This window comes from Pseudoalteromonas lipolytica, assembly GCF_003515105.1.
GTDB lineage: Bacteria > Pseudomonadota > Gammaproteobacteria > Enterobacterales > Alteromonadaceae > Pseudoalteromonas > Pseudoalteromonas lipolytica.
The window spans coordinates 406271-427439 of record NZ_CP032090.1 but is presented as its reverse complement, the minus strand read 5'-3'; the positions used below and the strand labels follow the sequence as shown (position 1 = coordinate 427439).

Annotated in this window: 13 protein-coding genes and 1 tRNA gene; 1 reads left to right on the top strand and 13 read right to left on the bottom strand. The window is 43.7% G+C overall.

The window, feature by feature from the left end; genetic code table 11:
• Positions 1 to 94: 94 nt before the first annotated feature.
• The 13 genes from tuf to D0907_RS01920 all read right to left on the bottom strand — a co-directional run bounded on the left by tuf (position 95) and on the right by D0907_RS01920 (position 16944).
• A complete protein-coding gene (gene tuf / locus D0907_RS01980; RefSeq protein ID WP_036971551.1) occupies positions 95 to 1279 on the bottom strand; it encodes an elongation factor Tu in 1185 nt (394 codons plus the stop codon).
• A 60-nt stretch (positions 1280 to 1339) separates the two neighbouring features.
• A complete protein-coding gene (gene fusA / locus D0907_RS01975; RefSeq protein ID WP_036971554.1) occupies positions 1340 to 3454 on the bottom strand; it encodes an elongation factor G in 2115 nt (704 codons plus the stop codon).
• A 27-nt stretch (positions 3455 to 3481) separates the two neighbouring features.
• Entirely contained in the window at positions 3482 to 3952 is a 471-nt protein-coding gene (gene rpsG / locus D0907_RS01970; protein ID WP_036971557.1) for a 30S ribosomal protein S7, read from the bottom strand.
• A gap of 97 nt (positions 3953 to 4049) precedes the next feature.
• Positions 4050 to 4424 carry a 30S ribosomal protein S12 gene (gene rpsL, locus D0907_RS01965; RefSeq protein ID WP_002958885.1) on the bottom strand — a complete coding sequence of 125 codons (375 nt, stop codon included), beginning with the start codon at positions 4422 to 4424 and terminating at the stop codon, positions 4050 to 4052.
• A 193-nt stretch (positions 4425 to 4617) separates the two neighbouring features.
• A complete protein-coding gene (gene rpoC / locus D0907_RS01960; protein WP_036971561.1) occupies positions 4618 to 8790 on the bottom strand; it encodes a DNA-directed RNA polymerase subunit beta' in 4173 nt (1390 codons plus the stop codon).
• A gap of 97 nt (positions 8791 to 8887) precedes the next feature.
• A complete protein-coding gene (gene rpoB / locus D0907_RS01955) occupies positions 8888 to 12913 on the bottom strand; it encodes a DNA-directed RNA polymerase subunit beta (RefSeq protein ID WP_036971565.1) in 4026 nt (1341 codons plus the stop codon).
• Positions 12914 to 13185: 272 nt separating this feature from the next.
• Positions 13186 to 13548 carry a 50S ribosomal protein L7/L12 gene (gene rplL, locus D0907_RS01950; RefSeq protein WP_036971568.1) on the bottom strand — a complete coding sequence of 121 codons (363 nt, stop codon included), beginning with the start codon at positions 13546 to 13548 and terminating at the stop codon, positions 13186 to 13188.
• An 81-nt stretch (positions 13549 to 13629) separates the two neighbouring features.
• Positions 13630 to 14124 carry a 50S ribosomal protein L10 gene (rplJ, locus tag D0907_RS01945; protein WP_036971571.1) on the bottom strand — a complete coding sequence of 165 codons (495 nt, stop codon included), beginning with the start codon at positions 14122 to 14124 and terminating at the stop codon, positions 13630 to 13632.
• A 319-nt stretch (positions 14125 to 14443) separates the two neighbouring features.
• Positions 14444 to 15148, bottom strand: a complete 705-nt coding sequence (gene rplA / locus D0907_RS01940) for a 50S ribosomal protein L1 (RefSeq protein WP_036971573.1) — start codon at positions 15146 to 15148, stop codon at positions 14444 to 14446.
• 4 nt (positions 15149 to 15152) lie between these two features.
• Positions 15153 to 15581, bottom strand: coding sequence for a 50S ribosomal protein L11 (rplK, locus tag D0907_RS01935; RefSeq protein ID WP_036971575.1), 429 nt, complete (start codon positions 15579 to 15581; stop codon positions 15153 to 15155).
• A gap of 214 nt (positions 15582 to 15795) precedes the next feature.
• Positions 15796 to 16353, bottom strand: coding sequence for a transcription termination/antitermination protein NusG (gene nusG / locus D0907_RS01930; RefSeq protein WP_036971577.1), 558 nt, complete (start codon positions 16351 to 16353; stop codon positions 15796 to 15798).
• A 4-nt stretch (positions 16354 to 16357) separates the two neighbouring features.
• Complete coding sequence (gene secE, locus D0907_RS01925; protein ID WP_036971579.1) at positions 16358 to 16735, bottom strand: preprotein translocase subunit SecE; 378 nt, start codon at positions 16733 to 16735, stop codon at positions 16358 to 16360.
• 132 nt (positions 16736 to 16867) lie between these two features.
• Positions 16868 to 16944, bottom strand: a tRNA-Trp gene (locus D0907_RS01920).
• Positions 16945 to 17111: 167 nt separating this feature from the next.
• Between D0907_RS01920 and D0907_RS01915 the strand changes: the two genes are divergently transcribed.
• On the top strand, positions 17112 to 21059 hold the full coding sequence (locus D0907_RS01915; protein WP_244223138.1) for a two-component regulator propeller domain-containing protein: 3948 nt from the start codon (positions 17112 to 17114) through the stop codon (positions 21057 to 21059).
• Positions 21060 to 21169: the final 110 nt, after the last annotated feature.

Below are 21169 nucleotides of genomic sequence, written 5' to 3'. Positions count from 1 at the left end.
ATTTCTAATATCTAATATCTATTTTCTCATCCATAAAAAAACCCGAGACTAAGCTCGGGTTTTTCTTGAATGCTTAATGCATCACTATAGTTGATTACTCAACGATAGTTGCAACAACACCAGCACCAACTGTACGGCCACCTTCACGGATAGCGAAGCGTAAACCTTCGTCCATCGCGATTGGAGCGATTAGCTCTACAGTCATCTTGATGTTATCACCAGGCATTACCATTTCAACGCCGTCTGGTAACTGTACGTCACCTGTTACGTCAGTTGTACGGAAGTAGAACTGTGGACGGTAACCTTTGAAGAATGGAGTATGACGGCCACCTTCATCTTTAGAAAGTACGTATACTTCTGAAGTGAATTTAGTGTGTGGCTTGATTGAACCAGGCTTACAAAGTACTTGACCACGCTCAACGTCTTCACGCTTAGTACCACGTAGAAGTGCACCGATGTTCTCACCCGCACGACCTTCGTCTAGAAGCTTACGGAACATCTCAACACCTGTACATGTTGTCTTCGTAGTTTCTTTGATACCTACGATTTCAACTTCGTCATTCACGTTGATGATACCAGCTTCAACACGGCCAGTTACAACTGTACCACGACCTTGGATTGAGAATACGTCTTCGATAGGCATGATGAATGGCTTATCGATGTCACGCTCTGGCTCTGGGATGTATGAATCTAGCGCTTCAGCTAGTTCAATGATTTTCGCTTCCCATTGCTCTTCGCCTTCTAGGGCTTTAAGTGCTGAACCTTGGATTAGAGGTAAGTCGTCACCTGGGAAATCGTACTCAGAAAGAAGTTCACGAACTTCCATCTCTACTAGCTCAAGTAGCTCTTCGTCATCAACCATGTCACATTTGTTCATGAATACGATGATGTAAGGTACGCCAACCTGACGAGAAAGTAGGATGTGCTCACGTGTTTGTGGCATAGGACCATCAGTCGCAGCAACTACTAGGATTGCGCCGTCCATTTGAGCAGCACCTGTGATCATGTTTTTAACATAATCGGCGTGTCCTGGACAGTCTACGTGTGCGTAGTGACGAGTTGGTGTATCGTACTCAACGTGTGAAGTTGAGATTGTGATACCACGCTCACGCTCTTCTGGAGCGTTATCGATTGATGCGAAGTCTTTAGCTGTACCACCGTATACTTTTGCAAGTACGTTAGTGATTGCTGCAGTTAGGGTAGTTTTACCGTGGTCAACGTGGCCGATTGTACCAACGTTTACGTGCGGTTTTACGCGTTCAAACTTTTCTTTTGCCATCTTAAAAAATTCCTATAAAGAAATTAACGCCTGACCCACTATTGGGCCAGACAAGCTAAATCATATAACAGCGCGAGCTGCAATTATTGCATCTGCAACATTCTTAGCGGCTTCTGCATACTTTAAAAACTCCATAGAGTAAGATGCACGGCCTTGTGTTGCAGATCGCAGATCAGTTGCATAACCAAACATTTCAGAAAGTGGCACTTGTGCATTAATTTGCTTAAGACCACCGAATGCTTCTTCCATGCCTTCGATCATGCCGCGGCGACGGTTTAAGTCACCAACTACATCACCCATGTTTGCTTCAGGAGTGATAACTTCAACCTTCATTACTGGTTCTAGAAGAGCAGGGTTTGCTTCAAGCGCCCCTTTCTTCATCGCCATTGAACCTGCAATTTTAAATGCCATCTCATTCGAGTCTACATCATGGAATGAACCATCATATAAAGTCGCTTTAACGCCAAGTAATGGGTAGCCTGCCAGCACACCTTGAGCCATTTGCTCTTGGATGCCTTTATCTACCGCAGGGATGTATTCTTTTGGAACGGCACCACCAACGACTTCGTTAACGAATTCGTAAATTGGGGCGTCGTTGTCCGAAATATCCATCGGTTCAAGTTTAAGCCAGACGTGACCATATTGACCACGACCACCTGATTGACGTACGAACTTCCCTTCAACTTCAACAGTTGAACGGATAGCTTCACGGTATGCAACCTGCGGCTTACCAACGTTACATTCAACACTGAATTCACGTTTCATACGGTCGACAATGATATCAAGGTGAAGTTCACCCATACCAGAAATAATAGTCTGGCCTGATTCTTCGTCAGTTTGTACTCTGAAAGATGGATCTTCTGCTGCTAGTTTACCTAGTGCAATACCCATCTTATCTTGGTCAGCGATTGTGCGAGGCTCAACCGCAACAGAGATAACTGGCTCTGGGAACTCCATACGCTCAAGCGTAATAATAGAGTTCGGATCACACAGTGTTTCACCTGTTGTTACGTCTTTAAGACCAATAGCCGCTGCGATGTCGCCTGCATAGACTACTTTGATCTCTTCACGTGAGTTTGAATGCATCTGAACGATACGACCAAGTCGCTCACGCTTACTTTTAACTGGATTGTATACCGCGTCACCCTGTTTAACAGTACCAGAGTAAACACGGAAGAAGGTCAAGGTGCCAACGAACGGGTCTGTCGCAATCTTAAAAGCAAGTGCGGCAAACGGTGCGTTGTCATCAGCAGGACGCTCTTCCTCAGTACCATCTTCAATGATACCTTGGATTTGTTTCACTTGTGTTGGCGCAGGCATATATTCAATAACAGCATCAAGCACAGCTTGAACACCTTTATTTTTAAATGCGCTACCACACGTCATGGGAACAATTTCGTTTGCTAATGTACGCTGACGTAACGCTGATTTAATTTCAGCTTCGGTCAGGTCTTCACCTTCTAGATATTTATCCATTAGCTCTTCTGACGCTTCAGCAGCGCTTTCAACTAAGTGAGAGCGCCATTCTTCTGCAAGCTCAAGAAGGTCTGCCGGAATGGCCTCATAAGAGAAAGTCATGCCTTGATCTTCGGCATTCCAGTTAATGGCTTTCATCTTAATGAGGTCAATAACACCTTTAAAATCGTCTTCAGCACCAATTGGTAGCTGAATTGGAACAGGCGTTGCTCCAAGACGAGATTTCACCTGGCTAACAACCGTTAAGAAGTCAGCGCCAGTGCGATCCATTTTATTTACGAAGATCATACGAGGAACTTCATATTTGTTCGCTTGACGCCAAACTGTCTCAGTTTGCGGCTGTACACCTGATGAAGCACAAAGAACAACTACCGCACCATCAAGTACACGTAAAGAACGCTCTACTTCGATAGTGAAATCTACGTGCCCTGGAGTATCAATAATATTGATACGATGGTCGTCAAACTGCGCGTCCATCCCTTTCCAGAAACACGTTGTTGCAGCAGAAGTGATTGTGATACCACGCTCTTGTTCCTGCTCCATCCAATCCATAGTTGCAGCGCCATCATGTACTTCACCAATCTTATGAGAAAGACCGGTGTAGAACAGAACACGTTCTGTTGTGGTGGTTTTACCTGCATCTACGTGAGCACAAATACCTATATTACGATAGCGCTCAAGTGGAGTTGTACGTGCCATAAAATCCTCTTAAAGGTTAAGGGCAGATTACCAACGGTAATGAGCGAATGCTTTATTCGCTTCAGCCATACGGTGAACGTCTTCACGTTTCTTAACCGCAGTGCCTTTGTTGTCAGCAGCGTCAACGATTTCTTGAGCTAAACGTAAGCCCATAGATTTTTCGCCACGCTTACGTGCAGCGTCTACTAACCAACGCATACCTAATGCGTTGCGACGTACTGGACGTACTTCAACTGGTACTTGGTACGTTGAACCACCAACACGGCGAGATTTAACCTCTACCTGTGGGCGAACGTTATCAAGTGCAGCTTCAAAGATTTCTAGGTGCGACTTGCCTGATTTCTCAGCAGCCACGTCTAACGCACCATAAACGATTTTTTCAGCAGTAGATTTCTTGCCGTCTAACATTACTACGTTAACGAATTTAGCAAGAAGTTCCGATCCGAACTTAGGATCTGGAAGAATTTTACGTTGACCTATTACGCGTCTTCTAGGCATTTTGTATCTCCGGTATCTTCAGGTTTGCTCTTTTAGAGTCAATACCCAAAACAATTAATTTAAAAATTTAGTGCTTGGCCTTACTAACGGAGAACCATTAGCCCTTAGGGCGTTTAGCACCGTATTTAGAACGAGCTTGACGACGGTCGCTTACGCCTGCACAGTCAAGTGCACCACGAACAGTGTGGAAACGCACACCTGGTAAGTCTTTAACACGACCACCACGGATTAGGATTACACTGTGCTCTTGTAGGTTGTGGCCTTCACCACCAATGTAAGATGTTACTTCGAAACCGTTTGTTAAACGTACACGCGCTACTTTACGTAATGCAGAGTTTGGTTTCTTAGGTGTAGTTGTATATACGCGAGTACATACACCACGCTTTTGCGGACACGCTTTAAGCGCAGCTGAGTTACTTTTAGTAACCTTGCTACGACGTGGCTTACGCACTAGCTGGTTAATAGTTGCCATTTAAATAGCTCCTGAAATTAAAATTACTACTGAAAAAATAAAAAAATCCGCCCTGTTTACATGCTCGTTACAAAACGTGCAGGCAAATGGGTGGCGGAATTTTAATGAGCAAAGTTTAACCTGTCAACCTTAACTCATCGCAAGGCAGCAGATAACTGCCTCGCGACTACTTAATCTATTGATTAAGTTGAGATTATTGGTTTCCAGAGATATCAGCATTAAGTGCGTCAGTTAATGCTTGAGTTGCCTCTTCAGCGCTAACAGTCTGCTCTTCGATGATTTCACCTTGCTTACGACGGTTCAAACGGTCTTGGTGATACGCAAAGCCAGTACCGGCTGGGATCAGACGACCCACGATTACGTTCTCTTTCAGACCACGAAGCTCATCGCTCTTACCATTTACAGCGGCTTCTGTAAGGACACGTGTTGTCTCCTGGAACGAGGCTGCTGAAATGAAAGATTCTGTTGCAAGTGACGCTTTAGTGATACCCATTAACTGGATTTCAAATTTAGCTGGGATCTTGCCTTGCTTTTCAAGGTCGCGGTTCGCGATATTAACGCGTGCCACTTCAACTTGTTCACCGGCTAAGAACTCAGTGTCACCGCCGTCAAGAATGATACATTTACGTAGCATTTGACGAATAATTGTCTCAATGTGCTTGTCATTGATCTTAACGCCCTGCAAGCGGTAAACCTCTTGCACTTCGTTAACGATATAGTTTGCAACATGAGTTACACCACGTAGGCGTAAGATGTCATGTGGTGATTCTGGACCATCGGCGATAACCTCACCTTTAGACACTTGCTCACCTTCGAACACGTTAAGTTGACGCCATTTAGGAATCATCTCTTCGTATGCGTCACCCTCTGCTGGCGTGATTACAAGACGCTTCTTACCTTTCGTTTCTTTACCGAAGCTAATTGTACCGGTGATTTCTGCAAGAATTGCAGGATCTTTCGGTTTACGTGCTTCGAATAAGTCAGCTACGCGAGGTAGACCACCCGTGATATCACGAGTCTTCGAACCTTCTTGCGGAATACGTGCAAGTACGTCACCTGGGTTTGCTGTCGCGCCGTCTGTTACTTCAATCGTTGTGAATGAAGGAAGACGTGTTTCTTGCAGACCACGCTCATCGCTTTCGATGATTAGTTTAGGTTCTTTCGCATTTACTTTACCTAAGTCTTTAACAACCACACGTGTTAAACCAGTTAACTCATCTGTTTGTGCTTCGGTATTTGAGTCATCAATATCGCTGAACGAGATTTTTGACTTATGCTCAAGAACGATTGGGTGACTATGCGGATCCCAAGTCGCAACGATATCGTTACCTTGAACTTCCGAATTATCTTGTACTGTTAACACGGCACCGTAAGGTACTTTATAACGCTCTTTCTCACGACCAAAGCTATCGATGATAGTGATCTCTGTTGAACGAGACGTGATAACAATCTTACCGTCTGTGTTTAATACGTACTTCGCATTGTGTAACTTCAATGTACCGTTAGTTTTAACTTGTACACTGTTCTCAGCAGACGCTCGAGATGCCGCACCACCGATGTGGAAGGTACGCATTGTAAGCTGTGTACCCGGCTCACCGATTGATTGTGCCGCGATAACACCTACTGACTCACCTGGATTGATGATGTGGCCACGCGCAAGGTCACGACCGTAACACTTAGCACATACACCAAAGTCATTATCACAGGTGATAACTGAACGAACGCGTACTTCATCCACTGAGTGCTCTTCTAAAAGGTCACACAGTTTTTCGTCAAGCATAATGTTACGCTCAACAAGTACTTCGTTAGTACCAGGAATAACAACATCTTCAGCAACAACACGACCAAGTACACGTTCGCGAAGTGCTTCTACAACGTCACCACCTTCAATAAGCGGTTTCATTGTTAAGCCATCTTCTGTGCCACAATCGTCTTCGTTGATTACTAAGTCTTGTGCAACGTCTACTAGACGACGCGTTAAGTAACCCGAGTTTGCTGTTTTAAGTGCTGTATCGGCAAGACCTTTACGCGCACCGTGCGTTGAGATGAAGTACTGTAGTACGTTTAGACCTTCACGGAAGTTCGCCGTGATTGGTGTCTCGATGATTGAACCATCTGGACGTGCCATTAGACCACGCATACCCGCTAACTGACGGATCTGAGCGGCGCTACCACGTGCACCTGAGTCGGCCATCATAAACACTGAGTTGAATGAAGATTGCTCTTCTTCTTCGCCTTTCGCGTTGATTACCGTGTCTTTTGATAAGTTAGCCATCATCTCACGTGATAAGTTTTCATTTACACGTGACCAGATATCGATAACTTTATTGTACTTTTCACCAGCCGTTACAAGACCTGATTGGAATTGTTGGTTGATTTCAGTTACTTCAGCTTCCGCTGATTCAATGATTTCTGCTTTAACCGGTGGGATAACTAAGTCATCAATACCGATTGAAACACCTGACTTCATTGCGTAGTGGAAACCGGTGTACATTACTTGGTCAGCAAAGATAACAGTATCTTTAAGACCTAGACGACGGTAACACTCGTTTAATAAGCCAGAAATCTGTTTCTTACCTAGGGCTTGGTTGATTAGCTCAAACGGCATGCCTTTAGGTAGGATAAGTGAAAGAATCGCACGACCTACTGTTGTTTCAACAATAGTAACGTAATCAACTGCTTCACCTTCTTCATTCTTAATTGTCTCACTGATACGTACTTTTACGCGCGCATGTAGCTCAGCGTTGCCGCTGCGGTATGCTTTTTCAGCTTCTTTAGGATCTTTAAATACTGCACCTTCGCCTTTCGCATTAATGCGATCACGCGTCATGTAGTAAAGACCTAATACAACGTCCTGTGAAGGAACGATGATTGGCTCACCATTCGCTGGAGACAGAATGTTGTTTGTAGACATCATTAGAGCACGTGCTTCTAACTGTGCTTCAAGCGTTAACGGTACGTGTACCGCCATTTGGTCACCATCGAAGTCAGCGTTGTACGCCGCACATACTAATGGGTGTAAATGAATCGCTTTACCTTCAATTAGCACAGGTTCGAACGCTTGGATACCCAAACGGTGAAGTGTTGGTGCACGGTTAAGTAACACTGGATGTTCACGAATTACTTCGTCTAATACATCCCATACTTCTGCCACTTCACGCTCAACCATCTTCTTCGCTGCTTTGATAGTCGTAGCCATGCCGCGACGCTCAAGTTTGCCGTAGATAAATGGTTTAAACAGCTCAAGTGCCATCTTCTTAGGAAGACCACACTGGTGTAGTTTAAGCGTAGGACCTACTGTGATTACAGAACGACCAGAGTAATCTACACGTTTACCAAGTAAGTTCTGACGGAAACGACCTTGCTTACCTTTGATCATATCAGCAAGCGATTTAAGAGGACGTTTGTTAGAACCTGTAATCGCACGACCGCGACGACCGTTATCAAGTAGCGCATCAACCGCTTCTTGTAACATACGTTTTTCGTTGCGTACGATAATATCTGGTGCCGCTAAATCTAATAGACGCTTAAGACGGTTATTACGGTTAATAACACGACGGTAAAGGTCATTTAGATCAGATGTCGCAAAACGACCACCGTCTAGTGGTACTAATGGACGTAGATCAGGTGGCAATACTGGAAGTACTGTCATGATCATCCACTCAGGGTTGTTACCTGATTGGTGGAACGATTCCATTAATTTAAGACGTTTAGTGATCTTCTTACGCTTCGTTTCAGAGTTAATTGTTGGTAACTCTTCACGCATTTCAGCAATTAATTGGCCAAGATCAAGTTCACGAAGCAAGTCTAATACTGCTTCTGCACCCATCTTCGCTTCAAACTCATCGCCGTGCTCTTCTAGCGCATCTAGGTACTCTTCTTCACCTAAAAGCTGACCACGCTCAAGCGTTGTCATACCCGGCTCAGTTACCACGAATGATTCGAAGTAAAGTACGCGCTCGATGTCACGAAGTGTCATGTCTAGCATTAAGCCGATACGTGACGGTAATGATTTTAAGAACCAAATATGCGCAACTGGGCTAGCAAGCTCAATATGACCCATACGGTCACGACGCACTTTAGTCAGCGTTACTTCAACGCCACACTTTTCACAAATAACACCACGGTGCTTAAGGCGCTTATATTTACCACATAAACACTCATAATCTTTCACTGGGCCGAAGATACGGGCACAGAATAAGCCGTCGCGCTCAGGCTTGAAAGTACGGTAGTTGATTGTCTCAGGTTTCTTTACTTCACCGTATGACCATGAACGAACCATATCTGGCGAAGCAAGACCAATGCGAATTGCATCGAATTCTTCGGTCTTATTTTGTTGCTTCAGAAACTTAAGTAAGTCTTTCACCTTAGCTCTCCTGTCGGAGGTTAATCTTGAGGGCGAATAACTCGCCCCTACATTCTATTCGGCCTAACAGGTGCGGCTTATGCCGCACCTAAATGGCTTAATTTTCTTCCAACTCGATGTTGATACCCAGTGAGCGGATTTCTTTCAACAATACGTTGAACGATTCTGGCATACCTGGTTCCATCTTATGGTTACCATCTACGATGTTCTTATACATCTTAGTACGACCGTTCACGTCATCCGATTTCACTGTTAGCATTTCTTGTAGTGTATATGCAGCACCGTAAGCTTCTAGTGCCCACACCTCCATCTCACCGAAACGCTGGCCACCGAACTGCGCTTTACCACCCAGCGGCTGCTGAGTAACAAGGCTGTAAGAACCAGTTGAACGCGCGTGCATCTTGTCATCAACCAAGTGGTTAAGTTTCAGCATGTACATGTAACCAACGGTTACTTGACGTTCAAACTGATCGCCAGTACGGCCATCATAAAGTGTAACTTGACCGCTTCTTGGATAACCACCAAGCTCTAGTAAGTCTTTGATTTCGCTTTCACGAGCACCATCAAAGGCTGGAGTTGCGATCGGTAAACCACCTTTCAAGTTTTCAGCTAAGCGACGAACTTCATCATCAGAGAATGAGTCGATATCGACTTTCTGACGACAATCACCTAAATCGTAAACTTTCTTAACAAAGCTACGGATTTCGTGCAGTTCACGCTGCTCTTTCATCATTTCTTCAATGCGCTCACCCACACCACGTGCAGCAAGACCCATGTGTGTTTCTAGGATCTGACCGATGTTCATACGTGATGGTACACCTAGCGGGTTCAGAACGATGTCTACCGTACGACCTTTGTCATCGTATGGCATATCTTCTACTGGTACGATAGTCGAGATAACACCTTTGTTACCGTGACGACCCGCCATCTTATCACCCGGTTGGATACGACGTTTAACAGCTAGGTATACTTTAACAATTTTAAGTACGCCTGGTGCTAAGTCATCACCCTGAGTGATCTTACGACGTTTGTTTTCAAACTTCTTATCGTATTCAGCTTTAAGCTCATCGTACTGGGCAGCTAGTTGCTCAAGCTCTGATTGCTTGTCTTCTTGAGCAAGGCTTTGAGTAAGCAGCTTTTCAGCATTAAGTGATGCAATTGTGTCTGCGTTCAGACCAGCGTCAACAAGTAGCTTACGAGCACGGTCTAATACACCGGCTTCTAAGATACGGAACTCTTCGTTGAAGTCTTTCTTCGCTTCGCGAAGCTGCATGTCTTCAACTTCTAACGCACGCTTATCTTTTTCAACACCGTCACGGGTGAAAACTTGTACGTCGATTACGGTACCTGTTACAGAGTTTGGTACACGTAAAGAGCTGTCTTTAACGTCTGACGCTTTCTCACCGAAGATCGCACGTAGTAGCTTTTCTTCTGGTGTTAATTGCGTTTCGCCTTTCGGAGTCACTTTACCTACTAGGATATCGCCGCCTTTTACTTCAGCACCGATATAAACAACGCCTGATTCATCAAGCTTGCCTAGTGCAGATTCACCTACGTTAGGGATATCTGCTGTGATCTCTTCAGGACCTAATTTAGTATCACGTGCGATACATTGTAGTTCTTGAATGTGGATAGTCGTTAGACGATCTTCTTGAACTACGCGCTCTGATAGTAGGATTGAATCCTCGAAGTTATAACCATTCCATGGCATGAATGCCACGCGAAGGTTTTGACCTAGTGCTAAGTCACCTAAGTCAGTCGAAGGACCATCTGCTAACACATCGCCACGTGTAACCGGCTCACCAACCATACACGTTGGTTTTTGGTTAATACATGTATTTTGGTTTGAGCGTGTGTATTTAGTAAGGTTGTAGATATCGATGCCCGCTTCACCTGGAACGCGCTCATCTTCATTTACATTTACAACGATGCGGCTTGCATCGGCATACATTACTTCACCACCACGCTTAGCAACGATCGTTACACCAGAATCTTTTGCTAGTGTAAGCTCGATACCTGTACCTACCAGCGGCTTGTCCGCGATAAGTGTCGGTACTGCTTGACGTTGCATGTTTGAACCCATCAATGCACGGTTCGCATCATCGTGTTCTAGGAACGGGATAAGCGCGGCCGCTACAGAGATCACCTGTTGTGGTGATACGTCCATATATTGTTGGTCCATTTTGCCCATAAAGGTTGATTCACCTTTGTGACGGCATGGAATTAGTTCATCAACAAACTCATTGTCATCGTTCAAGTTTGAGTTCGCCTGAGCGATTACAAACTGACCTTCTTCAATGGCTGATAGGTAATCAACTTCATCAGTTACAACACCGTTTACCACTTTACGGTAAGGTGTTTCTAAGAAACCATAGTCGTTTGTACGTGCGTACGTAGACAATGAGTTAATTAGACCGATGTTTGGACCCTCAGGTGTTTCGATTGGACATACACGACCATAGTGGGTTACGTGAACGTCTCGCACCTCGAAGCCAGCACGTTCACGTGTTAAACCACCCGGGCCTAATGCAGAAATACGACGCTTATGCGTTACTTCTGAAAGCGGGTTATTTTGGTCCATGAACTGTGATAACTGAGACGAACCGAAGAACTCTTTAACCGCTGCCGAAATTGGCTTAGCGTTAATAAGATCTTGTGGCATTACCGCATCAAGGTCACCTAAGCTTAAACGCTCACGTACTGCACGTTCTACACGTACTAGACCAACACGGAATTGATTCTCAGCCATTTCGCCAACGCTACGGATACGACGGTTGCCTAAGTGGTCGATATCATCAACATCGCCAACACCGTTACGAATAGCGATAAGCACTTTCATAACAGCTACGATGTCTTCTTTCGATAATGTGCCAGGGCCTGTATCAGTGTCATAACCTACACGGCTATTGAACTTCATACGACCAACTGTTGATAAATCATAACGCTCTTCAGAGAAGAACAAGTTATCAAATAAGGCTTCAGCCGCGTCTTTCGTCGGTGGCTCGCCTGGGCGCATCATGCGATAAATTTCTACTAATGCTTCTAAACGGTTGCTTGTTGTGTCGATACGAAGGGTATCTGACATGTAGGCGCCGCTGTCAACTTCATTGATATATAACGTATCAATCTTAGTGTGACCTGCTTTAACCAACTCAGCCATTAGCTCAAGTGATAGCTCGTCATTCGCGTTAGCGATGATCTCACCCGTTGACTCATCAACGTAGTTTTTAGCTACAACACGACCAATGATGTACTCATGCGGTACTTCTAATTGGTTAATACCTTTTTTCTCGATGTTCTTGATGTGACGCGCAGTAATACGACGACCCGCTTCAACAAGGACTTCACCGTCATCGCCTTTGATATCAAAAGCGGCAGTTTCACCACGTAAACGTGAAGGCACAAGTTCCATAAGAACTTTACCGTCAGTTACTTCAAACGCAGTAGTATCGAAGAAGATATCTAAGATTTCTTCTGTAGAGAACTCTAGTGCACGTAAGATAATTGACGCCGGTAATTTACGACGACGGTCAATACGTACATATAGGTTATCTTTTGCATCAAACTCGAAGTCTAACCATGAACCACGGTAAGGAATTACACGCGCGTTATAAAGTACTTTACCTGACGAGTGAGTTTTACCGCGGTCGTTATCAAAGAATACACCAGGGCTACGGTGTAGCTGAGAAACGATAACACGCTCTGTACCATTGATTACAAAGGTACCGGTATCAGTCATGAGCGGAATTTCGCCCATGTAAACTTCTTGCTCTTTAATGTCTTTAACTGTGCCTGGTGCTTCTTTGTCCATCACCACAAGACGCAATTTTACGCGAAGTGGAGCAGAATAAGTCACACCGCGAATTTGACATTCTTTTACATCGAATACTGGCTCACCAATACGATAACTTACGTATTGAAGCTCAGAATTTCCCGAGTAGCTTTTGATCGGAAACACAGAACGGAAAGCAGCTTCCAAACCGTGATCGCCATCAGCGTCAGGGACTAAGAATTTTTTAAACGATTCTAACTGCGTCGACAGTAAGAAAGGTATATCCAAAACTTGTGGACGTTTACCAAAATCCTTACGGATACGTTTCTTTTCAGAATAAGAGTAAGCCATGGGGTTCCTCAGCTTGCTGATCTTTGACCCGACCTGTTCTTGTAAGAACAGACTTAACTGGCATCTATGCCAAGATGTACAACATTAAATTGTTGTTCTAGTTCACTCTGCTACTTTCAACACCTTTACAGGTAACAACTTGAAAATAAAGAGAAAATTAGATTTTATTTGCACTATAGGAAAACATCGCTCCATAGCGCAAAAAGGCCGGTGATTAAATAATCACCAGCCCTTGCCTGATTAATCAGGCAGCGAACCTAGCGTAAGCTAGATTACTTAACCTCAACTTCAGCACCAGCTTCAGTAAGGTCTTTTGCAAGCGCTTCAGCTTCTTCTTTAGATACACCTTCTTTGATAGGTGCAGGAGCTGATTCAACAAGTGCTTTAGCTTCTTTAAGGCCAAGACCAGTTGCACCACGTACAGCTTTGATTGCAGCAACCTTGTTAGCGCCAGCGCCAGTAAGGATTACGTCAAACTCAGTCTTCTCTTCAGCAGCTTCAGCAGCTGGACCAGCAACAACAGCAGCTGCTGCAGTTACGCCGAATTTTTCTTCCATTGCTTCAACTAGAGCAACAACGTCCATTACTGACATTTCAGCAATAGCATCAAGGATTTGGTCTTTAGTTACAGACATTACAAATTTCCTAATTATTACGGACTAATTTTAGTCCAAAAAAAATATTACACCGAAAGTGAACAAAAAAACAGCTTAAAATTAAGCAGCTTGCTCAGCTTTCTGTACACGTACTGCTTCAATTGTTTTACACAATTTGCCAGCAGACGCTTCTTTCATAGCGCTCATTAAGCGTGCAACAGCTTCGTCGTAAGTAGGTAGAGTTGCTAGCATAGCTGCGTCTACTACGTTACCTTCAAATGCAGCGGTCTTAACTTCGAATTTCTCGTTCTTCTTCGCGAAATCTGAGAAGATACGCGCAGCAGCACCAGGGTGCTCTGAAGAGAAAGCGATTAAGCTTGGACCAACAAATGAGTCAGAAAGGCACTCAAAATCTGTTCCTTCAACAGCACGTTTAGCTAAAGTGTTACGAACAACTTTCATCCATACACCAGCTGCACGAGCTTCTTTACGAAGGGCAGTGATAGCACCAACTGTTACACCACGAGAATCTGCAACAACTGCAGAAAGAGCACCAGTGGCTGCTTCGTTGACTTCAGCAACAATTGCTTTTTTGCCTTGAAGATTTAAAGCCATGGGTGTTACTCCTGGTTTAATGGGTCGCCGATATTGGCTTCCCTGTTCTACTCTTCCCCATCAATGATGGAGATGCTTTTTACGGCGAGAGCCAGAAGATTAGGAAAAATCTATCTGGGGATTCACACCGTCTACGTAGGTAAAAATATTAAGGCCGAAGCCGCCTACGGTCTTGGACGGAAGCCCAATTTATCGTTTATACCCGAAGGCGTACGAAATTATGGACTTCAACCCGAATTCTTTACTTGTTTTGAAATTAACTTTCTCAACAAAATGGCGCAAAATTATAGTTCAAATTTCGCGCCATGTAAACTCTTAATTAAGCAACAGTTGTGCTTAGAGAGTTTTGGTCAACAGCAACACCTGCGCCCATTGTTGTAGAGATAGTTACTTTCTTCACGTAAGTACCTTTTGCTTGAGAAGGTTTAGCCTTCTTAAGCGCAACAATAAGAGCTTCAAGGTTTTGTTGAAGTTGCTCAGCAGTGAAATCAACCTTACCGATAGTAGTATGGATGATACCGTTCTTGTCGTTACGGTAACGAACTTGACCTGCTTTCGCGTTTTTAACTGCTTCTGCAACGTTAGGTGTTACAGTACCAGTTTTAGGGTTTGGCATTAGACCACGTGGACCTAAGATTTGACCTAGTTGACCAACAACGCGCATAGCGTCTGGAGATGCAACAACAACGTCAAAGTTCATCTCGCCTTTCTTAACTAGATCAGCAAGATCTTCCATGCCCACTAATTCAGCACCGGCTTCTTTTGCAGCTTCTGCATTAGCGCCTTGAGTGAATACAGCAACACGAACGTCACGACCAGTACCGTTAGGTAGTACAGTTGCACCACGAACGTTTTGGTCAGATTTACGAGCATCGATACCAAGGTTAACAGCAACGTCAACACTTTCTACGAATTTAGCTGTCGCTAACTCTTTTAAAAGAGCAACTGCTTCGTTGATTTCGTAATCTTTAGTCGCATCCACTTTTTCGCGGATTGTACGCATACGTTTAGTTAATTTTGCCATTATCTTAGTCCTCTACGTTCAAGCCCATCGCACGCGCAGAACCTGCGATAGTGCGAACTGCAGCGTCCATATCAGCTGCTGTAAGGTCAGGTCGTTTTGTCTCAACGATTTCTTCAAGTTGAGCACGAGTTACTGTACCCACTTTTTCAGTGTTAGGACGGCCAGAGCCTGATTTGATACCTGCAGCTTTCTTAAGTAAGTAAGCAGCCGGTGGCGTTTTCATTTCGAACGTGAAAGAACGGTCGCCGTAAACAGAGATCACTACAGGAACTGGAGCGCCTTTTTCGATAGATTCTGTACGTGCGTTGAACGCTTTACAGAATTCCATGATGTTTACACCGTGCTGACCTAGTGCTGGACCTACTGGAGGACTAGGATTAGCCATACCAGCGGCAACTTGTAGCTTGATAATAGCTTCAACTTTTTTAGCCATAATAAATACCTCATTTGGTGGGTCATAGCCTTGTGCGCGCGAGGACGCGTACTCTAACGGCTTCCCAGTTTAAAAATTGGTTCTCACTTTATGTGATAAAACAAGTTACTACTTGCCCTAACACAAAAAGGCCGCTGATTATAAGTTAATCAACGGCCTTTTTCAAGCATATTGCCAAAATATTAAACGATTTTGGCTGCTTTAATTTTTTATCTTACTTGTCTTGTTCAACTTGACCAAATTCAAGCTCAACTGGCGTAGAACGACCAAAGATAAGTACCGATACTTTTACGCGGCTCTTTTCGTAATCCACTTCTTCAACAACACCGCTGAAGTCAGCAAATGGACCATCGATAACACGAACAACTTCGCCCGGCTCAAATAATGTAGCTGGCTTAGGTGCTTCAGAGTTCTCTTGAAGACGGTTTAAGATGCGATCTGCTTCTTTTTGGCTGATTGGCGCTGGACGATCTGACGTACCACCAATAAAGCCCATTACACGTGCAGTGCTGTTTACTAAGTGCCAGCTTGCATCGTTCATGTCCATTTGTACAAGTACATAACCTGGGAAGAATTTACGCTCAGATTTACGCTTTTGACCTGCGCGCATCTCAACAACTTCTTCCGTTGGTACTAATACTTCACCAAAACTATCTTCCAAACCTTCAATCTTGATATGCTCAAGAATAGTTTGTGCAACACGCTTCTCATAACCTGAGAAAGCTTGTACTACGTACCAACGTAGTTTCTTTTCGTTCTTCTCATCCGACATGGGATTAGATCTCCAATCCAGTTAAAAAGCCTACGGCGCGGAATAAAATGCCATCTAATCCCCAAAGGATAAGTGCCATAATCACAGTTGCAACCATTACAATTAATGTCGTATGGGTTGTTTCTTGGCGTGTTGGCCACACAACTTTACGTACTTCGATACGTGCTTCTTTAGCAAATGCTAAAAATGTACGACCTTTTTCTGTTAGTGAGGCAATGCCTAAACCCGCTGCAACAGCGACCACTACACCAATAGCACGCAACAATACAGACTGATCTGCATACATGTGATTACCAACTACTGCGCCTGCAAGTAGCGCAATCGCTACAATCCACTTAACTGAATCCATCGCACTTGATGGTGTTTCTACATTCGTGCTCATAATATTATTACCTTAACTACAGACACAACAACCCTGCGCGAAGGCAGGGTTAATCCATTAAAATCTAAACTTAAAAACAGACTTATTTAAACCGATTTTTAATTTCAGACTCCACACTTATTGTGTAAAAAGTGGCAGGGGCGGAGAGATTCGAACTCCCAACCGTCGGTTTTGGAGACCGCTGTTCTACCAATTGGAACTACGCCCCTGCAAAGTGGATGCCTATTATACTTACGCAATTCATTAACACAAGAGTAAAAGATACCCAGAAGTTAAAATCTCACCTGTTAGTATAAAAATCAATATTAACATTGATTAAAAAGCAGTTTACTATCAGCCTAATAAAGGAACAAAAACACCAACAAGATGGATCTCTGTGCTGTATTTAAACACCCTATTATGCCTAATATTTTTCAGCTTAGCTGTTCTGAAAAGTCATGTTGTAAGTGCGCAATCACTTCACTTAAGCATCTTTGATAGCGAGCATGGCTTAAGTCAAAACTCCATCAATTGCAGTCTCACTGATGCGCAAGGGTTTCAGTGGTTTGCCACACAAGGAGGGCTCAATCGATTTGATGGCTATGAATTTAAACGCTTTAAAGCACATACTTCAGCGACCAGTATTTCCGGTAATTGGATTACCGCATGCTTAAAAGGCACTGATAACGACCTTTGGTTTTCAACAGCCAGTAAAGGACTAAACCGGCTTGATCCCACCACGGGCCAATTTTACACCTATTCGACCTTTACAAACCCACAACTCAGTGATGATAAAATATGGTCTTTGGCTTTTGATAAGAGTGGCAATATGTGGTTGGGTCATGAACAAGGCACACTCAGCTACTTTGATATTGCAGCGCAGCAATTTGAGACTTATCAGGTTGCTGAAAATACACAACAAAACATTGTCATCAGAGACATTATTGCAGTACAAAATACCCTGTGGCTTGCAACCAGCCATGGTCTGCTGTCGTTTAACCCTAAAACCAAACAATTTAAACATGACATCGCCCTCACCTCGCCACTTTGGCATCTTAACAAGTTAAGTTCAAATCAATTGCTCATCGGTGCAAAACAAGGGCTGTATATATTTTCAATCGATACAGAGACATCTTCCGAATTGCCGCAATTTAAGGGAGTTTGGATCACTGACAGTCTTCTCGACAATCAGCATAACCTGTGGCTAACAAGTTATGGGCAAGGCGTATACTTTTTAGCTGCGGGGGCAGATATATACACTGACGTTGCACACTATCGTCATGATGTACAAAAGCCTAACGGACTCAAAAATGATTACTTACTCTCTATATATCAAGACCCACAAGGAATTATTTGGATTGGGACCGATGGTTTTGGTATACACAGATACGATCCGAAACAGCAACAATTTGGACATCAAAGCACAACGTCAAGCCCTCACTCTCTCACGCATAATTTTATTCGTGCGATTATTAAACGTAAAAATGGCCAGTTGTGGGTTGGCACGCGCGAGGGTTTAAATCGTGCGATACCGCAAGGCTATCAGCACTATACAACCCGCTTACCCAATACCAACATATTTAGCTTACATGAGGATAAAAGGCAGCAATTGTGGGTTGGGACATACGGCGGCGGGCTTCTTAAATACCAAGATGAAAGCGATGATTTTGTCAGCTATACCATGCAAAGCCACCAGCTTAGCAGTGATCGCGTTTATGCAATTGAAAGTGATAAAGACGGCATAGTGTGGCTCGGTAGTAACCAAGGATTAACTCGCTTTGATCCAGATTCAGAAACAGTGACCCATTATCAGCACAATGCAACCCATAACAGCTTAGCCAATAATACCGTTTTCACACTTGCGTATGATAAGAATGATCACGCTTTGTGGGTGGGTACGCGTGCGGGACTCAATAAGTTTTCCATCGAAACAGAGCAATTTACATTACTTAATGAACGCACAGGTCTGAGCCATAACATGGTCACGTCGTTATTACTCAGCGACGATAAAACGCTGTGGGTCGGCACAATGCAAGGCCTCAACAAGGTCAATAAACAAAACTTTGATGTCGAGCATATTAGCGAGCAACATGGCCTAGTAAATGACAATATTTTTGACATTTTAGCCGATAAACAAGGCTATTTATGGTTAGCTACCAATGGCGGATTAACACGTTATCATCCAATAACGGGCAGCATACAACCGTTTTTACCTGAAGATGGAATCCAGCATCAATCCTTCATTCTTGGGGCTAGTTTTCAAGCGATAGATGGCGAGCTATTCTTTGGCGGAATTAATGGTTTTAATCAGTTTTACCCTGACAAGCTCACCTTAGATCACACTCCCCCCACTCCCGTATTAACCGAGTTATTGCTTAATAACCGTGAAATTAGCACTGATTTTTTTGACCACAGCACCGACACGCTGATCAATGCGACAAACACGTTCTCTTTCGCAAAATCAGCGGGAGTTATTGGCTTTAAATTTAGTGCATTAAATAACGCCGCCACACCAAAGCATTATCAATATGGCTATAAACTAGCGGGGTTTGACCAACAGTTTTTATATAATGATGCATCGCAACGTCAAATAAACTATCCGCAGCTTCCTGCTGGACATTATCAATTACAGCTAAAAGTAAGGGATCAATATGGGCAGTGGAGTGAGGATACCACCCTACTCGAACTGAAGGTTGTTCCACCTTGGTGGCAAAGCAATGTCGCTTATATATCTTACACACTATGTGCAATGACATTAGCATGGCTGGTTATTAGTTCAATTTATCAGCGCAAGCTGGCCGAACAGCAAAAACAAAAAGAAATTGAGTTAAATAAATTAAAAGATCAGTTCTTAGATAATATAAGTCATGAACTAAAAACCCCATTGAGCTTGATTCTGGCTCCTATTAGCCAGTTACAGCAGTCCACCCACAGTTCGAAGGCTCAATCGCAATTAGCAAGCATAAAACGTAATTGCCAACGCTTGCTTGACTTAATAAATCAACTACTGCAACTGAGCAAACGACCCAGTACGGCCGTGCATTATGTATCCGCTTATTCATTAACGACTTTTTTAACTGATCTCATCGATGACTTTGCGCCGCTATTCGCCCAAAAACAGCTTAAATTTAATTTTCAAGATCACTGTGAAACTGTGTGCACTATAAATATCGCGCCTAATCATGCGCACTCTATCGTCAGTAACCTGATCAGTAATGCGCTTAAATACACCCCGGCAGGCGGTGAGGTTCGAGTGTGTTTGCATCAAAGCGATAACCTCGCGCATATCAGCGTGTCCGACACAGGAATTGGCATTGCAAAAGACCAACAGGTGAAAATATTCGAAAGGTTTACTCGCTTAGACACATGTTCAGAAACCGGCAGTGGTATTGGGCTTACATTAGTGAAACAACTGGTCGAGGATTATGGCGGTGAAATATCACTAACTAGCTCGCCAGCGCAGGGCAGCTGTTTTACGGTCTCGCTGCCTACAGTTATCAGTGCAACAAAACAAAACTTGCCAACGGTCACCACCCAACCTGGCTTAAGGCAAACACTCATGATTGTTGAAGACAATAGTGATATGAGTGAGCTGCTCTTGTCACTATTTAGTGAGCAGTTCAATTGCATCTGTGCTTGCGATGGCCAACAAGCCTTGTCACTTTGTCAGTCTGAATTACCCGACCTTATTATCAGTGATGTTATGATGCCTAACATGGACGGATACCAAATGCTTGCGAAGCTTCGTGCTGATAACGCGACCAGTCATATCCCCGTTTTATTATTATCTGCCAAAGCTGACACGCCTAGCCGTTTAAAAGGCCTTGATTTACTAGCTGACGACTTTTTAAGTAAACCCTTTGAACCGTCTATTTTACTAAGCAAAGTAAAAGGCCTACTCAGTTTACGTTATTTACTAAATCAACACTTAGCGGCTCAACTTACCTCTGAGATACAAAGCGACAATAATGAGTACGTTACGGTGCAAACTAAAGACTCTGTATTTACAGAGAAGCTTAAAAAGGTGGTCCGAGAAAACTATCAGTCGGATCAGTTTTCAATTGAACAGCTGGCATCAGCACTGTGTTTAAGCCCTCGGGCACTGCAGTTAAAAATGAAAGCACTGTATTCACTCACCCCTTCTGACTATTTACGTAACACACGTATTGAGTATGCAGCAAAACAGCTAATAGAAAGTTCATTAGCCATAGGCTTAATAGCAGAAAATAATGGGTTTAGTTCTCAAAGCTATTTTGCTCGCAGCTTCAAAGGACACTTTGGTGTATCGCCGAAGCAATATAGAGAAAAGCATCAGAAACAGCCTGATTTTCGCCTAAGTGAATAAAGTCTTCGCATATGTACTATTAATAAAGCACTGATTTTTATAGCTTATCCATACTATCGTTCATAACTTTGCCTCCCCGTTATGACGTTTATTTACTGCATGGATATAAG